At 72.6% G+C, this 19,073-nt stretch carries 19 protein-coding genes; 7 read left to right on the plus strand and 12 right to left on the minus strand.

Translation table 11 applies throughout. The annotated features are described in order from the left end of the window. Window positions 1-2: 2 nt before the first annotated feature. Window positions 3-659 carry a GntR family transcriptional regulator gene (locus tag EWH70_RS23655; protein ID WP_130477687.1) on the minus strand — a complete coding sequence of 219 codons (657 nt, stop codon included), beginning with the start codon at window positions 657-659 and terminating at the stop codon, window positions 3-5. Window positions 660-700: 41 nt separating this feature from the next. Between EWH70_RS23655 and EWH70_RS23660 the strand changes: the two genes are divergently transcribed. Further along, window positions 701-1,117 (plus strand): VOC family protein, encoded by a 417-nt coding sequence (locus EWH70_RS23660; protein WP_130477688.1) that lies wholly within the window; start codon window positions 701-703, stop codon window positions 1,115-1,117. A gap of 4 nt (window positions 1,118-1,121) precedes the next feature. On the opposite strand, the gene EWH70_RS23665 is transcribed toward EWH70_RS23660, so the two are convergent. Beyond that, window positions 1,122-2,699 (minus strand): outer membrane protein assembly factor BamB family protein, encoded by a 1,578-nt coding sequence (locus EWH70_RS23665; protein WP_130477689.1) that lies wholly within the window; start codon window positions 2,697-2,699, stop codon window positions 1,122-1,124. 176 nt (window positions 2,700-2,875) lie between these two features. Between EWH70_RS23665 and EWH70_RS23670 the strand changes: the two genes are divergently transcribed. Then, window positions 2,876-3,454, plus strand: a complete 579-nt coding sequence (locus EWH70_RS23670) for a hypothetical protein (RefSeq protein WP_240687178.1) — start codon at window positions 2,876-2,878, stop codon at window positions 3,452-3,454. 10 nt (window positions 3,455-3,464) lie between these two features. On the opposite strand, the gene EWH70_RS35555 is transcribed toward EWH70_RS23670, so the two are convergent. From EWH70_RS35555 to EWH70_RS23690, 5 genes are all read right to left on the minus strand, one after another. Beyond that, window positions 3,465-3,641, minus strand: a complete 177-nt coding sequence (locus EWH70_RS35555) for a hypothetical protein (protein ID WP_165436383.1) — start codon at window positions 3,639-3,641, stop codon at window positions 3,465-3,467. A 460-nt stretch (window positions 3,642-4,101) separates the two neighbouring features. Further along, window positions 4,102-6,675, minus strand: coding sequence for a hypothetical protein (locus EWH70_RS23675; protein ID WP_130477690.1), 2,574 nt, complete (start codon window positions 6,673-6,675; stop codon window positions 4,102-4,104). Beyond that, window positions 6,672-7,544: a carbohydrate ABC transporter permease gene (locus EWH70_RS23680; protein ID WP_240687179.1), complete on the minus strand. Its 873-nt coding sequence runs from the start codon at window positions 7,542-7,544 to the stop codon at window positions 6,672-6,674. The genes EWH70_RS23675 and EWH70_RS23680 overlap by 4 nt, the downstream gene beginning before the upstream one ends. Further along, a complete protein-coding gene (locus EWH70_RS23685) occupies window positions 7,541-8,422 on the minus strand; it encodes a carbohydrate ABC transporter permease (protein WP_130477691.1) in 882 nt (293 codons plus the stop codon). Before EWH70_RS23685 ends, EWH70_RS23680 begins: the two co-directional genes overlap by 4 nt. Further along, window positions 8,419-9,672 (minus strand): extracellular solute-binding protein, encoded by a 1,254-nt coding sequence (locus EWH70_RS23690; RefSeq protein ID WP_240687180.1) that lies wholly within the window; start codon window positions 9,670-9,672, stop codon window positions 8,419-8,421. The genes EWH70_RS23685 and EWH70_RS23690 overlap by 4 nt, the downstream gene beginning before the upstream one ends. Window positions 9,673-9,795: 123 nt before the next feature. On the opposite strand from EWH70_RS23690, the gene EWH70_RS23695 reads away from it, so the two are divergent. Together EWH70_RS23695 and EWH70_RS23700 are read left to right on the plus strand one after the other, a co-directional pair. Further along, window positions 9,796-10,857: a Gfo/Idh/MocA family protein gene (locus EWH70_RS23695; RefSeq protein ID WP_130477693.1), complete on the plus strand. Its 1,062-nt coding sequence runs from the start codon at window positions 9,796-9,798 to the stop codon at window positions 10,855-10,857. Further along, entirely contained in the window at window positions 10,854-11,678 is an 825-nt protein-coding gene (locus EWH70_RS23700; protein WP_165436384.1) for a DUF6807 domain-containing protein, read from the plus strand. Before EWH70_RS23695 ends, EWH70_RS23700 begins: the two co-directional genes overlap by 4 nt. Here the strand turns inward: EWH70_RS23700 and EWH70_RS23705 are convergent. The 4 genes from EWH70_RS23705 to EWH70_RS23720 all read right to left on the minus strand — a co-directional run bounded on the left by EWH70_RS23705 (window position 11,662) and on the right by EWH70_RS23720 (window position 15,801). After that, entirely contained in the window at window positions 11,662-12,045 is a 384-nt protein-coding gene (locus EWH70_RS23705; protein ID WP_205669224.1) for a hypothetical protein, read from the minus strand. The genes EWH70_RS23700 and EWH70_RS23705 overlap by 17 nt on opposite strands. Window positions 12,046-12,219: 174 nt before the next feature. Then, window positions 12,220-14,388: a xanthine dehydrogenase family protein molybdopterin-binding subunit gene (locus tag EWH70_RS23710; protein WP_130477696.1), complete on the minus strand. Its 2,169-nt coding sequence runs from the start codon at window positions 14,386-14,388 to the stop codon at window positions 12,220-12,222. After that, complete coding sequence (locus EWH70_RS23715) at window positions 14,385-15,362, minus strand: FAD binding domain-containing protein (RefSeq protein ID WP_130477697.1); 978 nt, start codon at window positions 15,360-15,362, stop codon at window positions 14,385-14,387. The genes EWH70_RS23710 and EWH70_RS23715 overlap by 4 nt, the downstream gene beginning before the upstream one ends. After that, window positions 15,349-15,801 carry a (2Fe-2S)-binding protein gene (locus tag EWH70_RS23720; protein ID WP_130477698.1) on the minus strand — a complete coding sequence of 151 codons (453 nt, stop codon included), beginning with the start codon at window positions 15,799-15,801 and terminating at the stop codon, window positions 15,349-15,351. The genes EWH70_RS23715 and EWH70_RS23720 overlap by 14 nt, the downstream gene beginning before the upstream one ends. Window positions 15,802-15,968: 167 nt before the next feature. Between EWH70_RS23720 and EWH70_RS23725 the strand changes: the two genes are divergently transcribed. The 3 genes from EWH70_RS23725 (at window position 15,969) to EWH70_RS23735 (ending at window position 18,464) form a co-directional block, all read left to right on the plus strand. Next, window positions 15,969-16,601, plus strand: a complete 633-nt coding sequence (locus tag EWH70_RS23725; protein ID WP_130477699.1) for a TetR/AcrR family transcriptional regulator — start codon at window positions 15,969-15,971, stop codon at window positions 16,599-16,601. A gap of 15 nt (window positions 16,602-16,616) precedes the next feature. Next, the gene (locus tag EWH70_RS23730) at window positions 16,617-17,762 is read left to right on the plus strand and encodes a MalY/PatB family protein (protein WP_130477700.1); all 1,146 of its coding nucleotides are present in this window, start codon (window positions 16,617-16,619) and stop codon (window positions 17,760-17,762) included. A 123-nt stretch (window positions 17,763-17,885) separates the two neighbouring features. Continuing rightward, a complete protein-coding gene (locus tag EWH70_RS23735) occupies window positions 17,886-18,464 on the plus strand; it encodes a hypothetical protein (RefSeq protein WP_130477701.1) in 579 nt (192 codons plus the stop codon). Here the strand turns inward: EWH70_RS23735 and EWH70_RS23740 are convergent. After that, complete coding sequence (locus tag EWH70_RS23740; protein WP_205669225.1) at window positions 18,436-18,978, minus strand: hypothetical protein; 543 nt, start codon at window positions 18,976-18,978, stop codon at window positions 18,436-18,438. The genes EWH70_RS23735 and EWH70_RS23740 overlap by 29 nt on opposite strands. Window positions 18,979-19,073: the final 95 nt, after the last annotated feature.

Here is a 19,073-nt window from a genome sequence, read left to right on the forward strand (position 1 = left end):
CGTCACCTGCGGGTGAGGATCTCCAGGGCGTGCCTGCGGTGCTCGGCGAACAGGTCGAGGGCGGCGGCGCGGTCCCGGGCGCGCAGCGCCGCGGCCAGCCCGCGGTGCTCGGCGGGGACACCGGCGAGGTAGTCCGCCGAGCTCACCCCGATCCGGGTCAGCAGGAACAGGTGGACCTGCGACCGGATGGCCTGCCACGCCTCCAGCAGCCGGCGGTGTCCCGCGGCCGCGTAGACGGCGTCGTGGAAGGCGATGTCGCAGCGCACCATCTCGTGCTCGCCCGCGGCACGCTCCATCCGGTCGACGACGGCGTCCAGTGCGGTCAGGTCCTCGTCGGTGGCGACGTCGACCGCCCGCTCCACGGCGAGCCGCTCCAGTGCGGCACGCAGGCTGTCGAGTTCGGCGACGTCGTCGTCGGACAGCGTGGTGACCGTCGCGCCCCGGTGCCACTCGCTGCGCACCAGGCCCTCGCGTTCCAGCCGGAGCAGGGCCTCCCGGACGGGGCCGCGGCTGACGCCCAGCTCCCCCGCCAGTTCGACCTCGCGCAGCTGCGCACCGGGCGCGTAGGCACCGCCGAAGATCGCGTCGCGGACGCGGTCGGCCACCTCGTCGGCCAGCCCGCGCCGCCGTGCGGGTGCCACCCGGCCGGACGTGCTCATCGCCACCCTCCGTTCGCTTGTCTGAATGTTAACATTACGACATGACGATTCCCCGTTTCCACCTCGCGATGCCCGTCGACGACCTGGCCGCCGCCCGGCACTTCTACGGCGAGGTCCTCGGCCTGGCACAGGGCCGCAGCTCCGACACCTGGGTCGACTGGAATCTGCACGGCCACCAGTTCGTCACCCACCTGGCCCCGCGGGGCCCGGAGCGGATCCACAACCCGGTCGACGGCCACGACGTCCCGGTGCCGCACTTCGGCCTGCTGCTCACCGTCGCGGAGTTCCACCGGCTCGCCGACCGGCTGCGGGCGGCGGGCACCGAGTTCGTGATCGAGCCCTACCTGCGCTTCGAGGGCCAGGCGGGCGAGCAGTGGACGATGTTCCTGCTCGACCCGGCCGGCAACGCGCTGGAGTTCAAGGCTTTCGCCGACGACTCCCAGGTCTTCGCCGTCTGACCGGTCAGGCGAAACCGGCCAGCTCGCCGTCCTCCAGCAACACCACGAGCGCGCCGCGGGCGGCGACCAGCACCGGCGGTTCCCGGTGGGCGGGCAGGCACGGCAACCGCCCGGCCGCCGCACCCGTGGCCCGGTCGAACAACGCCACCGCGGCGGCGCGGTCACCGCACGTCCCGAAGTCGACGGCGGCCAGCGTGGCGGGCAGCCACGCGACGTTGACCGCGGGGTAGAGCACGCTCAGCGTGTCCCGCTCGTGTGACCACCGCGGGACGGGCTCGGGCACCTGGTACAGCGAGGCGCGGCGGCCGAACGACAGGACCTGCCCGCTCGCCGGGTCCACCGAGTCGGGTTCGAAGCCCTCCGGCACCGGGCCGAGCGCCCGCCCGGTCCGCGAGTCCACAAAGGACCCATCGACGAGCACGGCACCGGGCGCGGTGGCGGGTGTGCCGATCCGGCCGTCGCGCCGCCACCGCTCGGTTCCGGTCGCCGGGTCGAGCGCGACCAGGGCGACCCGCTCACCGCAGGTCAGTTCCGCGACGACCACGTCGGCACCGCCGACGCCGCGGCGAGCGGCACACCCGGCGGGCACGTCCCATCGCCAGACCTGCTCACCGGAGCGTGCCGACACCGCGGTGTGCGCACGTTCGCCTGCGGTGACCAGCACCGGTCCGGCGGCCTGCCAGCCGGTGTCCCACGGCAGCGCGCCCTCGTCGCGCCACAGCAGCTCGCCGGTGAGCGCGTCGAACCCGTGCAGCCGGGCGCCGATGTCGGCCACCACGACACGACCCTCGTCGAACACCCACAGCCGGTTGCCGTAGTCGGGCAGCGGCGCACGCCCGGCCGGGAGGTCGGTGCGGCGGTAGTGCCAGCGTTCGGTCCCGGTCGTCCCGTCGACGGCGGTCACTCCGGAGCCGGTGAGCACCACGACGCCCGTTCCGGCGGGCTTGAGGTTGATCACCGGCTCGTCCCCGGCCCGCCGCCAGGTCTGCCGGGACGGCAGGTCCGGCACCGGGCCGGGCGCGGCGGAGGCGGCCGTCGTCGCGTCGACCGCGTCGGCCGGGGTCACCGCGACCGCCGTCGCGGCGACGGCCGTCCCCACGGCGAGCCCCGCGAGCAGGGCACGCAGCCGTCCGCCGGGAACCGGCCCGGCACGCCGGGGCAGCGCGACGGCGGCCAGCACCGCACCCGCCACGAGCAGCCCGGCCGCCCAGCCCAGCAACGGGATCCGGTTGCCGAGGTAGGCGGCGTCGGCGGGCAGCCGGCCCCAGGTGCCGAGCATCCGCGGCACGGTGAACGGCAGCGCCAGCGCGAGGAAGACGAGCACCACCCAGGCGAGCCCGCGCCCGGCGGCGCCCCGGCCCGCGTACGCGGCGGACACCGCCAGGGCCAGCAGCACCCCGGCGCAGGCGACCACCAGCGCGACCGCCAGCGCCCGCTGCTCGAGGTCCTGGCCGTCGAGCTGCCAGCGCTGCCACCGGTAGCCGACGTCGGTCCCCAGCAGTGCGCCCACCGCCAGGACCGCGCTCGCCAGTGCCAGGCCAGCCCCCGCGAGGCCCGCGGCTCGCGCCGATGTGTCGGTCATGGGTCACCAGCTCCTCGAAGTCCGCCGCCGATTCGTGAGATGGGACCCCGCAACCCCGGGCCCGGTTCAGGCGGAGGTCCTTACCGGCCTCTTACGGACGCCGAGTTGTGACATTCGCAGGCAACCTGTCAGACCCCAGAAGCGTGTCGCGGATACACCGACAGAGGGGGAACACCATGCGCAGCACCCTCCGCTGGCTCACCGCGCTGGCCGCCTGCCTGTTCGCGGTGGGTTGTTCGACCGCCCCGCAACCGGCGCCGCCGACCACCACCGTCACGCAGCCGCCGCCGGCGCCGCCCGCACCGGATCCCCAGGCCGTCGCCTGGATGGACCAGCTCTGCGGCGCCGTGCACGGCTACCGGATCGCCAACAACGAGCGTTCGAAGCAGTCCGAATCCGGCACCGTCGTCACCAAGAAGGTGCTGACCGAGCACCTCACGCAGCTGGAGGAACTCGCGGGCAAGACCGTGCGCGAACTGGAAGCACTGCCGGCCTCGCCGCTACCCGAGGGCGATGCGGCCAAGCAGCACTTCCTGCAGAAGTACACGACATCGCGGGACATCGCCGCCGAGGGCAAGCGGAAGCTGGCGGCCGCCGGGGGCGAATCCGGCCTCGAGGCGGGGCTGCAGGCGATGCAGGACTCGCAGAACGCGGTCTCGGACGCCTACGACCCGCTGGCACCGCTCAAGCCGGAATCCTCACCCGCGGTGACCGCCGCCGCGGCCGGCGCGAAGAAATGCGCACCGGCCTCGTGAGCTGACCGGCTCATTTCCCGCCGAGGACGGTCACGTGTTCCAGTACGTCTTCGAGTATGTCGACGTCGCCGATGTTCACCGTGATGTTCACCAGGGAATCGGCCGCCGCGGCGGCCGACGGCAGCAGGAGAACGCTCGCGGCGAACGCGGCGACGCACACGCCGAGGACACGAATAGCCGTTCGCATGGGGACGCCCTTTCGTTTCCGGAGAAATGGGACAAAACGGGCGGCGAACAGTCACGGTAACTCACGGCGGCAGTTGTTTTCCTCCGCTTTCCGGGTGGACCGATGTCACGGAGAGTTGCCGGGCTCAGCCGCGGTCGAAGCACGTGAAGGCCACCTTCACCACGTGAGACGTCAGGGTCCGGCAAAGTCCGTGGCCGGGCGATCGTGCGCGAAGGTGGGACTCGCGTACCGGAACGTGGAACTCGCGTGCACCAGCGTGGAGTTCATACCGTGAGACACGCCTCTCACCGCGTGGCCCCGCGAGTCCCACCTTCATGCACGCGAGTCCCACGCTCCCGCACGCGAACTCCACCTTCACGTACACCACCCGACCTTGCCGGGGCCGCGCGGGAACGTACAACTCGCGCGTCAGAACCTACGACTCGCGCCCCAGAACGTACGACTCGCGCGAGCGGGCCGTTCACGCAGGCGACCGGCGCCACGGGAGAACCCGGTCCACCAGGTCGATGACGTGCCGGTGCGTTCCGGTGTCGATCACCATCTCCGGGTCGCCGAACGCGACCTGGCACAGCGGGTTGTCCAGGTGCAGTGCCCCGGCGCCGGCCGGGCGGCCGTCGACGGTGAACGGCCCGGTCCAGTCGAGGGCCAGGTCGGCGCCGTGGCGGGTGCGGTAGGCGACCGAGCCCGGGCCGAACTCCGGTGTCCCGAGCGCGGCGACGAACTCGGCGAACGAGCCGTCGGCCGCCTGCCGCCCGACCACGCACACCCACGCCGTGCCCGGGCCCACCGCCCGCACCTCCTGGTAGGCGTTGGGCCCCGAGGTCAGGACCCGCACCCCGCCCTCGGTGCCGAGCGCGACGTAACCCTGGCCCAGCCGGCCGGCCAGCCACGGCCCTGCGTGCACCCATTCGTCCAGTGTGGACAGCGGGAACCAGCCGTGGGTGAAACCCATCGGGTCGTCGGCGGGAATCCGGTAGACGGCCAGCACGGTGTCGGCGTGCTGCCGCGCCCTGGGCAGGATCCGGTTGCCCGCCCACGCGTTGGGCCGCGACGAGGAGTGGGTGGCGGCGTTGGGCGGGTGCGTCACGTACACCTGCGTCTCCGGCCCCAGCGCCGCGCCCCACACGTGTTCCTGCAGCCCGGGCAGCCCGGACCGGTAGTCCTGCACGCTGGACAGCATCGCGTCCGGGGTGCGGTACACCACCAGGTCCGACTCGTACGGCCGGGACAGCAGGTCGTGCCGCGCCCGGTACTGCCCGGCATACCGCTGCCTGCCCAGCCACTCACCCGGCCGCGGCCTGCCCGCGTCGGCGATGGCGGGCGGCAGCCGGTAACGCCGTGCGGTGGCCAGCGCGGTCGCCGGGAGCATGGCGTGGTTGAGCGCGCCCATCCCCCAGCACAGCCACATGATCGGTGCGGTCTCCTCGAACCTCGCCGACCGCTGGGTCGGCACGTAGGACCGGCCGTGCGCGGCCAGGTGCGCGCCACGCCAGGAGTTGACCGCCAGGGTGAACAAGGTCTTGTCCAGCACCGCACCGGCCAGCCGGGCGATCCGGTCGTCGGCCGCGAACTCGACCAGCGACACCAGCGCGAACACGTCGACGGCGAGGTAGGCGTTCGAGTCGAACTCGCTGAACCCGCCTGTCAGCTTGCGGGTCAGCCACTGCTCGGCCAGTTCCCGCCCGTGCTCGGCGTGCCGCCGCCCGGTCCAGCCCGCGTTGCCGAACACCTCGTCCCCGAACGCCTCCCCGGCGAGCAGTTCCGCGGTGTGCCAGACCAGCTGGTGGTTCTCGGTGAAGAAGCACATCGCGTCCAGGCCGGGCTGGTCGATCCAGTACCGCAGGCCCCGCAGCGCCGCGCCGACCCTCTCGTGCAGCCCGTCCGGCCAGTGCCGCGCCCGGTGCCACAGGTGCAGCAGCCCGAGTGCCTCGAAGTCGGCGCAGTCCGCCCGGTTGTCGATCATCCACAGTGGATGGTCGAGTCCGGACGCCCGGATTTCCTCGCCGAGTTCGGTCCTGGCCAGCTCCGCGGCACAGCCCGAGCCGGTGGTGGCGGCGTGCTCCAGCAGCTCGGCACGCCAGTCCGCGGGGTCGCCTGCCGGCTCGGTCCGGTGCCGGGACGGCAGCACGGCGACCGGCAGGTCCCGGAACACCGGCCCGATCGACACCCGGACGGTCAGCTCACCGGTGACCAGCATCGACGCCGAGCCGGTCGCCCGGTCGGCCTGCCCGTCCAGGTCGACGCTCGCGCGGCCGCCGTCGAGCACCACGGTCCGGTCGGCCGTGCCGCAGCGCACCCGCAGCTCGGCGCCGTCCGGTCCGGTCAGCTCGACCCTCGGCTCGGTCAGTCCCCAGCGCGGGGTGCCCACGGCGTCGAGGATCCGGTCGGCCTGCTCGCCGGTCTCCTCACCGCCGGGCAGCACCACGCGTACGGGCAGGCCGCCCACCCGCAGCCGCAGCACCTGCCTGCACTCGCGGAACCCGGCCTGCCACGAGTGGACCACCAGCTCGGTCCGCCCGGACGGCAGCCACACCCGCACCTCGTGCTCGGCGGGTTCCATGTAGGTCACCTGGCCGGTGTGCAGCACGCATTCGCCGCCGACGTAGAGCCGGACCGGACCGGTCGCGGCGAGCCGAAGCGTGCGCCACTCCGCCTGGTCCACCTCGACCACCGTGCCCGCCAAGGCGACCCGCAGCTGCGGGGTGAAGCAGAACTCGCTGAGGTCGACCAGCCCGTCGGCCGCCGTGTGCACCCGCCGCCACCGGCCCTCGTGGGACTGCCCGGGCCCGGGACAGCGGACCTCGCCGTCCTCGGTCACCTGCGGCGGCTCCAGGTCCGGCAGCGGGAAGCGGCGGTAGAGCTCGGCCTTGAGCGGCGTGGAGTCCGGCCCGTTGGTCAGCACCCAGCGCCCGCCCGGACCCCACGGTGACCCGTCCGCCTCCAGCGTGCCGGTCAGGTCCAGCGGTTCGGGCCAGGCGCCGGCGACGAACCAGTCCAGCACGGTGCCCCGCTCGTCGGTGACGTGCACGCTCATTTGAACCCCGTCTGTGCGATTCCCTTGACGATCTGCCGCTGCATGATCAGGAAGATGAGCACGACCGGGATCATGCTGACCACCGACATCGCCAGGATGTAGTTGAACGGCACGACCTCCTCGCTGCTGAACTGCGCCAGCGCGACCGGAAGCGTGTACAGGTCCTGGGTCTGCGCGATGACCAGTGGCCAGAGGAAGTCGTTCCACCGCCAGATAACCGAGAAGATGGTGACCACGGCCAGCACCGGGCGGCACAGCGGCAGCACCAGCCGCAGGAAGATCCGCAGCTCGCCCGCGCCGTCGATCCTGGCGGCCTCGATCAGCTCGTCCGGGATGGTGAGCATGTACTGGCGGATCAGGAACACGCCGGTCGGCGTGGCCGCGGGCGGGATGATCATGCCCCACAGCGAGTTGGTCATCCCGAGTTCGGAGACCACCTGGTGCAGCGGGATCACGATGATCTGCAGCGGGATCATGATCGTGCCCAGGGTGACCAGGAAGAGCACGTTGCGGCCGCGGAAGTTGTACTTGGCCAGCGCGTAGGCGGCCATCGTGTTGATCACCAGGGTGAGCACGGTGGCGCCGACGGTGACCAGGGTGCTGTTGGTCAGGTAGACGCCGAAGTCGAAGCGCGACAGTGCCTCGGTGTAGTTGGCGGTGTCCAGCGACTCCGGCAGTGGCGCGGGTGGGCGCGCCGCCAGTTCCGCCCGGGTCTTGAACGACGACAGCACCGTCCACACCACCGGCGCCAGGAACACCAGCGCCAGCGCGATCAGCCCGGCGTAGGTCAGGATCCTCCGGGTGGACGGCGGCCGTCCCCCGGCGACCCCGGTCCAGCTGCGCCGGGATCGCGTCGCCGCGGCGGTCACACCGACTCCTTCCGCCGCCCGTACAGGAAGTTCAGCACGGTCAGCGCGAAGATCGTGATGAACAGGACCACCGAGCCCGCTGCGGCGAGGCCGTACTGGATGGGCGGGCGGAACGCGCGCTCGTAGACGTACTGGACCATCAGCGTGGTCGCGCCGAGCGGTCCGCCGCCGGTGAGCGTGTAGATGAAGTCGAACGCCTGGAACCCGGCGATCAGCGACAGGATCACCACGACCAGTGTGGTCGGTCGCAGCAGCGGCAGCGTGACGTGCCGGAACCGCTGCCACGGCGACGCGCCGTCGATCCGCGCGGCCTCGTAGAAGGAGTCGTCGATGCCCTGCAGGCCAGCCATGATGATCAGCGTGTAGAAGCCCACGTGCATCCACACCCCGACGAACACGGTGACTCCCAGCGCCAGCGGCCCGCTGGTCAGCCAGTCGGGTTCGGGCAGTCCCAGCTGGCCGAGCACGGCGTTGACCACACCGGACCGGCCTTCCAGGATCCAGCCCCAGAGCAGCCCGACCACCACCGGCGAGAGCATCACCGGCAGGAAGAACGCCGCGCGGAAGAAGCCCCTGGCGCGGATCGGCTGGGTCAGCAGCACCGCCAGCCCGATCGACGCGGCGGTGCACAGCACCACGAACGCCAGCACGAAGGTCGCCGAGTTGAGCGCGGCCTCCCAGAACTCGTCGTCGGTGAGCAGCTTCTCGTAGTTGTCCGTGCCCACCGGGGTGAACGTGCGGCCGTTGGCGCTGTCGTAGGCGCTGATGTTGAAGCCGTTGAGTGCCGGGTAGATGATGAACACGCCGAACACCAGCATGTTGGGCAGGACGAACAGGTAGGGCGCCAGACGCTGGTTCCACGGCTTGCGGCTGGTCATCGGCTGCTCGCCTCCGCCGCCTCGGCCGCTTCGGCGCGGATCCGCTCCACCGTGTCGGCCGCCGACTGCTGGCCGGCGATGGCCGCGGCGAACTCCTTCACCGCGGCCCGTGCCGCCGTGTCGAACGCCGGGTGGTAGTTGTCGGCGAACGCGTCCGGGTCGGTGCGCGCGACGTCGCCGAGGAACACCGCCATGTCGGCGCCGTGGTCCGGATAGGACACTCCGGAGGCGATCAGGTCCTTGCGGGTGGGCAGGAACTTCGCCTCCCTGGCGTAACGTTCCTGGGCCGCGCGGGAGTTCATGAACGCGACGAACTCGGCGGCGGCCCGCTGATTGGGGCTCTGGTTGAACACGATCATGAACTTCCCGCCCGGGTAGCCGCCGCAGCGCTGCGCGCACGGGTTGGGAATCGCCGCCCAGCCGAACTTCGCGGACTTGGCGAGCTGGCTCACCTGCCAGTTGCCGCTGAAGTACACCGGGGCGTCCTGGCGCAGGAAGATCTCGTTGGCGCCACGGTACTTCGTCCCGGACTCGATCCAGAAGTCCTTGTACATCAGGCCCTGCTGGTTGAGGTCGACGAACAGCCGGACCGCCCGCTCGGCCTTGACCGGGTCGAACGCCACGCCGCCGCCGGGCCCGAAGTAGGTGGTGCCGAACTGGCTGAACAGCCCGGCCAGCCGGTGGCCGGACTTGTCGAACGCGATCGCGTGCGGCGCGCCGACGGCCTGCTGGACGCGCCGGGCGTTGGCCAGCAGCTCGTCCCAGGTCCACGGCCGGTCCGGCGGCGGCAGTGCGACGCCGGCCCTGGCGAACTGGTCGGTGTTGACCAGCGGGCCGTTCATGGTGAGGTCGCTGGGCACGGCCAGCGTCTCGCCGCCGGGACCGCGGATCGCCTGCTGTGCCTGGTCGAGGAACTCCCCGCCGATCGGCCCGAGGTCGGCGAGCTCCCCGCGGTAGGCCCCCAGGTTGTGCACCCTGGCGACGTCCGGCGCGTTGCCGCTGGCCAGCCGCGCCTGCAGCTGCTGTTGCAGCTCGGAGAACGGCACGATCTGCAGGTCGACGCGGACCCCGCGGGTCTTCTCGTACTCGGCGATGAGCGACCGGGTGACCTGTTCGTCCGGGCCGTCGGTGAAGTACACGTAGCTCAGCCGGCCCGGCGTCGGCTCCCGGCCGGCGGTCGGGTCCGAGCTGCCCGGTGCGCAGCCGCCCAGCAGCAGGACGACCGCGGCGGCGATCCCCCATCGTCGCACCGATACCACCTCCGTGGTGGACCGTTCACAGAAAACGCTTTCAGATGGTCGGGACTGTACGGCCGGGCGCGGCTGATCGTCAACGCCTTGACAGGCCGTCAACGCCTACCTAGTTTCCGTTTCATGCGGGTCGGGCTGGCCGGAGTGTCCGGATACGGCCACTGGCATCTGGAGAACATCCGGCGCCTGGCCGCCCTGGACGTGGTCGAGCTGGCCGGGCTCGCCGACCCGGCGGACCTGCCCGGCGATCTCCCTCCGGTCCCCCGCTTCCGCACCCTGGACGCGTTGCTCGACGCGGTCGCGCCCGACATCGTCGTGATCGGCACCCCGATCCACACCCACGCCGACCTCGCGGGTGCCGCCCTGGAGGCCGGCGCGCACGTGCTGCTGGAGAAGCCGCCGGTGGCCGCGATGGCCGACCACGAGCGGCTGCTCGACACGCAAACCCGGACCGGGAAACAGATCCAGGTCGGCCTGCAGGCCATGGGATCGGCCGCGCTGCGGCGGCTGGGCGCACTGATCGCCGCCGGGGAACTGGGTACCGTCCGCGGCGTCGGCGCCGACGGGGCCTGGCGCCGCGACACCGCCTACTTCCGGCGCGCGGACTGGGCCGGGCGCCGCACGCTGGCCGGCAGGCCGGTCACCGACGGTGCGCTGACTAACCCGTTCGCGCACGCCGTGCAGGCGGCGCTGTGGCTTGCCGGGATGGCCGGTACGCGGCCGGAGGTCGAGCTGGAACTGTTCCACGCCAACGACATCGAGTCCGACGACACGTCCTGCCTTCGTGCCACCGGCCCCGGTGTCCCGGTCGTCGTGGCGGCGACGCTGTGTGCCCAGCGGGACCGTCCGCCGCGGGTGGTCGTGCACGGTGACGCCGGGCGCGCCGAGCTGTTCTACGAGTCCGACGAGCTGGTCGTGGACGGGCGGCGGCAGCGGTTCGGCCGGACCGACCTGCTGGCCAACCTGGTCGACCACGCCGGCACCGGCGCCGATCTGCTCTGTCCACTGTGGATGACGACCGGGCTGTCGGCGGTGGTGGAGGCGGTCCGGACCGCGCCCGCCCCGGCCGCGTTGCGGCGGTGGACCGACGACGGCGGCGTCCGCGTGGTGTCCGGTGTGGACGAGTGGGTGGCCGCGGCCGCCGAGCGGCTGCTGTTGTTCTCCGAACTGGGAGCGGGCTGGTGACCACGCTCCGGCTGTGCTTCGGTGGCGACGACGTCGCCGTGCTGGCGGGCGAGGTCACCCTGCTGCGGTACGTCCACCGGCCCCGGCTGACCGCCGATCTGGCGCCCCGGCCGTACGCACATGAGGTGCGGACGCTGTCCGGAACGGTGGTGACCGGCTTCCGGCCCGGCGACCACCCGTGGCACGCCGGGCTCGGCGTGGCGGTGCCGCACGTGTCCGGGGTGAACTTCTGGGGCGGGCCGACCTACGTCCACGGCCGGGGCTACCGCGACCTCGGTGACCACGGCCGGATCAGGCACGACCGCTGGTCCGATGCCCGGGTGACCAGCGGCGCCGTGGAACTGGCCGAGGAGCTGACCTGGCTGGACGGCCAGGGCAGGGCGCTGCTGCGGGAGCGGCGGACGCTGCGGGTCGGCGACGTGGGTTCCGGGTCCTGGGTACTGGGTTTCGGCTTCCACCTGCGGTCGCTGTCGGCGCGCCCGCTGCGGTTCGACAGCCCGGCGACCCGCGGCCGCGCAGGCGCCGGGTACGGCGGGCTGTTCTGGCGGGCGTCCGACGCCTTCCGCGGCGGCCGGGTGCGGACCGGCACCGCCGCCGGCGAGGAGGCGGTGAACGGCACGCGGGCGCCGGAGGTGGTGTTCGAGAGCGCGCAGGGGCCGCCGTGCACCGTGACGTTCACCGCGGACGGGGACCCGTGGTTCGTGCGCAGCGCCGAGTACCCGGGCGTGTGTGCCGCGCTGGCGTCCGACGTCCCGCTGACGCTGCCGCCCGGCGGTGAGCTGAGCCGCCGCCACCACCTCACCGTCACCGGTGAGGCATGACCCGCCAGCCGGAGTCGAAGCCCAGTTCGAAGCGGTCCCGCAGGCCGAACGCGTCGGCCACGGCCAGCGTTCCGGCCGCCCGCACGGCGGAGGCCTCCAGGTCGGTCAGGTACACCCGTGCCTCGACGATCTCGACGGCGTGACCGTCCACGTCGGCTCCGATGCCGTGCAGCAGGCCGAGCCCGTCCCGCACCCCGGCCAGTGCCGCCTCGACGAACTCGGCGTCCACGCCGGGCCGCAGCGACGCCCGGTCGGCCGGCGGCACCGCCCAGGACACCGACGGTGCCGCCGCGGGTACCGCGCGCACCTTCACGTGCCCGAAGTAGCCGCGCCCGTTCTTCTGGCGCTGCAGCCTGAACTCGCCCATACGCACGCGGCTAGTGTCCCGAGTCGGGAATCCGCTGAACAATTCGCCGGCCCAGCTTCCCGCTGGCGGCGTTGCCGGTCGGCCCGAGTACGGTCCAGTACGAGGGCGAACCGGCGCCTTGCCAGCGGAAACCTGGACTCGCCGACTTATGCACCGGACTCCCGACTCAGGACACTAGTCCAGCAGATCCTCGATCAGGATGGGGATGTGCCGCACGCGGATGCCGGTCGCGTTGAAGACGGCGTTGGCGACGGCGGCGGCCATGCCGACCACGCCGATCTCCCCGACACCCTTCGCCCCGACCGGGTTGTGCAGGGTGTCCGGGTGCTGGACGAACTCGACGTCCACCTCGGGGATGTCGGCGTTCACCGGCAGCAGATAGCCGGCGAGGTCGCCGTTGGCGATCCGGCCGTCCGGCTCGAACTCCAGCGCCTCGTGCAGCGCGGCCGACACACCCCAGATCATCCCGCCGGAGATCTGCCCCCTGGCGGTCTTCTCGTTGATGATCCGGCCGGCGTCGAACACGCCGAGCAGGCGCGACACCCGCGCCTCCCGCGTCCACCGGTGCACCCGCACCTCGCAGAACTGGGCGCCGAAGGAGCTGAACGAGTGCTTGGTCCGCTCTTCACCCGGCGCCGACGACCCGGTCGCCGACAGCGACGGGCGGTCCAGCGCCCGCAGCACCTCGCCGAACGTCATCGCCCGGCCGCCTGCCAGCACCCGGCCGTCCTCATAGGACACCTCGGCACCGTCGAACGGCCCGCCGGGAGCCGATGCCAGGGTGAGCAGCTCGTCGACGACCTTGCCCGCTGCCGCCATGATCGCCGAACCGGCGCTGGCCGTCGCGGTCGAACCGCCGGACACGCCACCCGGCGGCAGCGACGAGTCGCCCAGCCGCGGCGTGACCCGTTCCGGTGCGATGTCCAGTGACTCGGCCCCGACCAGCGACAGCACGGTCAGCAGCCCGGTGCCCGGGTCCGACCCGCCGGTGGCGACCACGGCGGTGTCGTCGGCCAGCAGGGTGACCCCGACCGTCGCGGGGAACCGCAGGGCGGGGAACATCGCGGTGGCCGTGCCCATCCCGACCAGCCAGTCGCCGTCGGTGCGCCCGCCCGGCTGTCGGTCGGCCCAGCCGAAACGCCGCGCGCCGATCCGGTAGCAGTCGTCGAGGTGCTTGCTCGACCACTGCAGGTCCACGCCGGGCGGCGCGATCGAGTTGTTGCGCAGGCGCAGCTCGATCGGATCCATGTCCAGTGCCACGGCCAGCTCGTCCATCGCGCACTCCAGCGCGAACGAGCCGGGTGCCTCGCCCGGTGCCCGCATGAACGTGGTCTGCGGGAGGTTCAACGGCACCATCTTCTGGCTGATGGCCAGGTTCGGGGTGGCATACCACTCCCGGGAGGTGCCGTGCGAGGTCGGCTCGACGAACGAGCGGTCCATCGCGGTGCTGCACCACGAGTCGTGGCGCACCGCCACCAGCGTGCCGTCGGTGCTGGCGCCGAGCGCCACCTTCTGCACGGTCGCGGCACGCCCCGCCGTCGCGGTGAAGACCTGCTCCCTGCTCAGCACCGCCTTGACCGGACGGTCCAGTGCCCTGGCGGCGGCCGCCGCCAGGAACGCCGGCACGGACGTGCGAGCCTTGCCGCCGAACGCCCCTCCCACGAACGGGTTCACCGCGCGCACCGTGGCCGGGTCGACGTCCAGCGCGGCCGCCAGATCGGCCATCTGGAGGAAGGCGCCCTGGTTTCCACTGTAGACGGTCAGCTTCCCGGACTCCCACACCGCGACCGCCGAGTGCGGCTCCATCGCCGCGTGGTGCTGGGCCGCCGTGCGGTAGGTCCGCTCGACGACGACCGGGCTGGCGGCCAGCGCGTCCTCGATGGACTCCACGCCCGGTGCGAGCACGGCCAGCGAGGAGGGCGCACCGTCGCGGCCGGGCGCGTCCTCGGCGGTGGCCAGGCCGTCCTCCAGCGACGTCACCGCGGGCCGTTCCCGGTAGGTCACGCCGATCAGGGCCGCGGCGTCACGTGCCTGCTCGTAGGTGCGCGCCACCACGAAGCCGATCGGCTGACCCCGGTAGGCGACCTCCCGGTCCTGCAGCGGCACCCACGTCGGTCCCAGCAGCTCCGACGTCGGCGGATGCAGGACCAGCGGGTCGAACGGCGTGTACACGGCCAGCACGCCCGGGGCGCCCCGCGCCGCCGTGACGTCCATCGCCTCGATCTCGCCGCAGGCGATGGTGCTGTGCACGACGTAGCCGTACGCCATGCCGGGGAAGTTGTGGTCCGCCCCGTACTTCGCCGCTCCGGTGACCTTCAGCGGGGCATCCACCCTGGCGGTCATGCGCGACTCCCCTCGGTCAGCTCCAGCAGCGCGCGGACGACGGTCCGCCGCAGCAGGGACACCTTGAACCCGTTGGCCGGCAACGGCCGGGAACCGGCGGCGGCCAGTTCGGCGGCGGCCAGTTCGGCGGCGGCCTCGAAGGACTCCCGCGTCACCGGCCCGCCGCGCAGCGCCGCCTCGACGGCGTCCAGCCGCCACGGCACGGTGGCCACCCCGCCGGCGGCCACCCGCGCGTCGGCGACCTGCCCGTCCTCGATCCGCAGCGCGACCGCGGCCGAGCAGAGGGCGAACTCGTAGGACGCGCGGTCGCGCACCTTGACGTAGGTGGAGTGCGCCGCCCAGTCCAGCCGGGGGACGACGACCTCGGCGATCAGCTCACCGGGGCGCAGGTCGTTCTCGACCTCGGGCGTGCTGCCCGGCAGGCGGTAGAACTCCGCCAGCGCGACGGTCCGGGTGCCCTCGGCGCTGATCAGCCGCAGCCGCGCGTCCAGTGCGACGAGTGCGACCGCCAGGTCGCTGGCGTGGGTCGCCACGCAGTGCTCGCTCGTGCCCAGCACGGCGTGCATCCGGCCGGCTCCGGAGACCGCCGGGCAGCCGCTACCGGGGTCACGTTTGTTGCACGGCGTGCTGACGTCGCGGAAGTAGGTGCACCGGGTGCGCTGCAACAGGTTCCCGCCGATGGTGGCCATGTTGCGCAGCTGCTGCGACGCGCTGGCCCGCAGCGCGCGGGTGATCACCGGGTAGACGCCGGGGTGCGCGGCGACGTCGCTCATCCGTTCCAGCGCACCGATCCGCAGGCCGTCGCCGGTGCCGATGCCGTGCAACGGCAGGCCGTTGATGTCCACGACCCGCCGGGGCGTGAGGACGTCGAGCTTCATCAGGTCGACGAGTGTGGTCCCGCCCGCCAGGAAGGTGCCCGGTTCGGCGAGTGCGGCGTCGAGTGTGGTGGGTGCGGTCAGGTCAAAGGGACGCATCGGCCCTCCTGGCCTGCTCGACGGCGGCGACGATGTTCGGGTAGGCCGCGCAGCGGCAGAGGTTGCCGGACATGAACTCCCGGACGTCGTCCACCTGCTGCTCGACGGCCGCGACCGCCGACATGATCTGCCCGGAGGTGCAGAAGCCGCACTGCAGGGCGTCCTGCTCGGCGAAGGCCCGCTGGACCGGATGCAGCGTGTCCTCAGTGGACAGGCCTTCCACCGTGGTCACCGGCTGGCGCACGGTGGCGGCCAGGGTGAGGCAGGACAGCACCGGCCGCCCGCCGACGTGGACGGTGCAGGCACCGCACTGGCCACGGTCGCAGCCCTTCTTGGGACCGGTGATGTCGAGCCGTTCCCGTAGCGCGTCCAGCAGTGTCACGCCGGGCTCGACGGTGAGCCGTCGCGAGCTACCATTGATTTCGAGTGAGATGTCCACAGGATCTCTTTCCCGGGTCGCGGAATCCGAACCGGATGTTCATCCGCTTCGTGCTTTCCCACGTTAGCGGATAGATATCCGCTCCGCAATGCGTCGAGTTACTCCAGGTCCGGCCGTGCGTGCATTAGATTCATCGGGGACATCGCAGCGGCCCGGGAGGAGGAACGATGGTCAGCCCGCGACGTGCGGACACCCGGCGCAACCACGAGCGCATCCTGGTCGCCGCCGCGAAATCCCTCGCCAGGACGGGCGAGGTCTCCTTCAACGGCATCGCCAAGCAGGCCGAGGTCGGGGTCGGCACGGTCTACCGGCACTTCCCCACGCCGGAGGCGCTCATCGTCGCGGTCTACGAGCGCGAGGTCCGCCACCTGGTCGACGTGGTGCCGCGGCTGCTCGACGAGCATCCACCCGACAAGGCCTTCCAGGTGTGGACGGCCGACCACCTGGCGCACTACATGATGACCAAGCGGGGCCTGGCCAACGCGCTGCGGACGTCGAAGGGCGAGCTGCCGGCCACCGCGCAGGAGTCCCTGCTCGGCGCGGTCGCCACGCTGCTCGCGGCCAACGTCGAGGCCGGGACCGTCCGGCCGGGCCTGGATCCGGAGACGGTGTACCGCGGGCTTGCGGGGTTGTTCTTCCTCGACCCGCACGGCGACTGGAAGGCCGAGACCGAGCGCCTCACCGACCTGATCTGGCGCGGAATGCGCGCCGACGGGCCACCGTCCCGCCCCGCGGCCGGCGCCGAAGTCGGTGCGCAGCACGACATCCGGATCGAGAACCCGCCGGGCCGGCGAACGTGACACTAGGGTGGCGACATGGCCGTGCCCAACCCGCTGACCCAGCTGTCGGTGGAGCAGCTTCGCCGGCGCAGCAGCATGAAGTGGCGCACCTACCCCGAGGACGTGCTGCCGCTGTGGGTGGCGGAGATGGACGTCCCGCTCGCCGAGCCGGTGGCCCAAGCCGTCCGGGCGGCGGTCGACCTGGGCGACACCGGCTACCCGGCGGGCACCGCGTACGCCGAGGCGCTGGCCGCGTTCGCCCGCGGGCGGTGGGGCTGGGACGGGCTGGCCGTGGAGCGCACCGCGCTCGTGCCCGACGTGATGCTGGGCGTGGTCGAGATGCTGAAGCTGGTGTCCGGCCCCGGCGATCCGGTCGTCGTCAACTGCCCGGTGTACCCGCCGTTCTACCTGTTCCTGCGCAGCCTGGGCCGGCCCGTCGTCGAGGCGCCGCTCGACCCGGCGGGACGGATCGACCTCGCCACGCTGCGCGACGCGTTCGCCCGCGCGGGCGAGCGGGCGGCGTACCTGCTGTGCAGCCCGCACAACCCGACCGGCACCGTGCACACCGCGGCCGAACTGGCCGATGCCGCCCGGCTGGCCCACGACCACGGCGTCCGCGTGGTCGCCGACGAGATCCACGCCCCGGTCGTCGCCACCGGTACCACCTTCACGCCGTACCTCAGCGTGCCCGGCGGGGAGAACGGGCTGTCGCTGATGTCGTCGTCCAAGGCGTGGAACCTCGCCGGGCTGAAGGCCGCGCTCGCCATCGCCGGCCCCGAGGCGGCCGCCGACCTCGCCCGGCTGCCCGAGGAGGTCGGGCACGGCCCGAGCCACGTCGGGATCCTGGCCCACACCGCCGCCCTGCGCGACGGCGGCGACTGGCTCGACGCCCTGCTGACCGGGCTGGACCGCAACCGGGCGCTGCTGGCGGATCTGCTCGCCGAGCACCTGCCGGCCGTGCGCTACCGGCCGGGGCAGGGCACCTACCTGGCCTGGCTGGACTGCCGCGGGCTCGGCCTGCCGGACGATCCGGCCGCGGTGTTCCTGGAGCGCGGCCGCGTCGCGCTCAACTCCGGCGCCGACTTCGGCACCGGCGGCGCCGGGTTCGTCCGGCTGAACCTGGCCACCTCACCGGAAGTGATCACCGAGGCGGTACGCCGGATGGCGGACGCCGTCAGCTGACCGGTTCTCATACTCTGTGAATTTCCCCAGCAACCGAAGGTGCCGATCCGGCCACGAACCGTGCCAGGATGGAGGTGCGACGGCGGTGACGCGCCGGCGTTGCGGGGACGGGGGACTGAGACGGTGGGTGAGACAACCGCGCTCGAAGCACGGTCCGCGGTGGTGGAGGCAGCACACAGCGCCGCGCAGGGATTGCTCTATACCGAACGAATCATCGACATGGCGGCGGAGTTGCTGACCGATGTGTGGACCGCCGCCGGGCGGCACGGTCTGCCACCGGGGGACGTCGACCTCGCCGGCTGGTGCCTGACCGCGGTCGACCGCCGGTCCCGCGCGCGCACCAGGGCCGCCGAGGACGCCCACGCACTGCTCGCCGCGCTGACCGAGGAGTTCACCCAGGCAGGCGTCGAGGCCTTCGTCGCGCCGGGCCGCGGAATGGTGGTACTCCCCCGCGGCCCGCGGACGCCGACCTGGGGCTACCGCGAGCCGCCACAGCTGGCCGTCACGGTACTCACCGACGGCCTGCGTGGCTGGTATCTGGCGACCTACCCGGCCGGCGCGCTGCTGGGCCGGATCGCGGCGCCGAGCGGCCGGGAGGGTGCCGCCGCGGTCGCCCGCCTCGCCATCGCGGTCAACGCGGGCAGGCGTTCCCAGCCGTGGACGGCCCGGGACGTCACGCCACCGACCGGCGAGCGCGGCTGAAGCGGCGTTTCGTCCGCGGCCGGATGCGCCGGACCGGTGCGGCACCACGCCGTCCGCCGGACCGGAACTCCGCGAAACCCGCCGCGAGCAACCCGCTCTCCGCCAGGCGGGAGACCCGGACGGGCAGTGCGTCGCGGCGTGCCGTCCCGTCCGGCGCGGTGACCAGAGTGCAGCCGACCAGTAGCAGAACGGTGCGCTGGGTGGCGGCCAGCCACTGCCAGCGGGCGGGAAAGCCGACCTCGGCCGCGTCGATCAGCGGGCGTGGACGGGGCCACCGGACAGTGAGCCGCGTGCGTGGATACCGCGTGACATCGACGTCGATTCCCCAGCCCGGCACGGGAGCCGACGACAGGTGGTGGAGATCGGTCGTCAGCGGCAGGCCACGCGACTGGGCCGCGAGCAGCAACGCCTCGGGCCCGTCGCGCACCGTGTGCCCGTCCAGCAGCAGAGCCGCCAGTTCGCGGTCGCCGAAGGTCCAGACGACGCCCTGCAGAGTGATCCTGTTGTTGCGCACCAACAGAATATGCACCCGCCGGCACGCCGGCCGGCGGTGAGTCACCTCAACCGACGCAGCGAGGTTAAACGGCGGGCAAAGGACTCCCCACGACA

This window comes from Amycolatopsis suaedae (genome assembly GCF_004214935.1).
GTDB classification, from domain to species: Bacteria; Actinomycetota; Actinomycetes; order Mycobacteriales; family Pseudonocardiaceae; genus Amycolatopsis; species Amycolatopsis suaedae.

Bases quoted from the DNA above. Each gene is read 5' to 3' on its own strand.
- EWH70_RS23685 (WP_130477691.1), bottom strand. From the start codon at position 8,422: ATGACCAGCCGCAAGCCGTGGAACCAGCGTCTGGCGCCCTACCTGTTC.
- EWH70_RS23705 (WP_205669224.1), bottom strand. From the start codon at position 12,045: ATGGGCGAGTTCAGGCTGCAGCGCCAGAAGAACGGGCGCGGCTACTTC.
- EWH70_RS23695 (WP_130477693.1), top strand. From the start codon at position 9,796: ATGCGGGTCGGGCTGGCCGGAGTGTCCGGATACGGCCACTGGCATCTG.
- EWH70_RS23660 (WP_130477688.1), top strand. From the start codon at position 701: ATGACGATTCCCCGTTTCCACCTCGCGATGCCCGTCGACGACCTGGCC.
- EWH70_RS23710 (WP_130477696.1), bottom strand. From the start codon at position 14,388: ATGACCGCCAGGGTGGATGCCCCGCTGAAGGTCACCGGAGCGGCGAAG.
- EWH70_RS23730 (WP_130477700.1), top strand. From the start codon at position 16,617: ATGGCCGTGCCCAACCCGCTGACCCAGCTGTCGGTGGAGCAGCTTCGC.
- EWH70_RS35555 (WP_165436383.1), bottom strand. From the start codon at position 3,641: ATGCGAACGGCTATTCGTGTCCTCGGCGTGTGCGTCGCCGCGTTCGCC.
- EWH70_RS23655 (WP_130477687.1), bottom strand. From the start codon at position 659: ATGAGCACGTCCGGCCGGGTGGCACCCGCACGGCGGCGCGGGCTGGCC.
- EWH70_RS23675 (WP_130477690.1), bottom strand. From the start codon at position 6,675: ATGAGCGTGCACGTCACCGACGAGCGGGGCACCGTGCTGGACTGGTTC.
- EWH70_RS23665 (WP_130477689.1), bottom strand. From the start codon at position 2,699: ATGACCGACACATCGGCGCGAGCCGCGGGCCTCGCGGGGGCTGGCCTG.
- EWH70_RS23670 (WP_240687178.1), top strand. From the start codon at position 2,876: ATGCGCAGCACCCTCCGCTGGCTCACCGCGCTGGCCGCCTGCCTGTTC.
- EWH70_RS23725 (WP_130477699.1), top strand. From the start codon at position 15,969: ATGGTCAGCCCGCGACGTGCGGACACCCGGCGCAACCACGAGCGCATC.
- EWH70_RS23715 (WP_130477697.1), bottom strand. From the start codon at position 15,362: ATGCGTCCCTTTGACCTGACCGCACCCACCACACTCGACGCCGCACTC.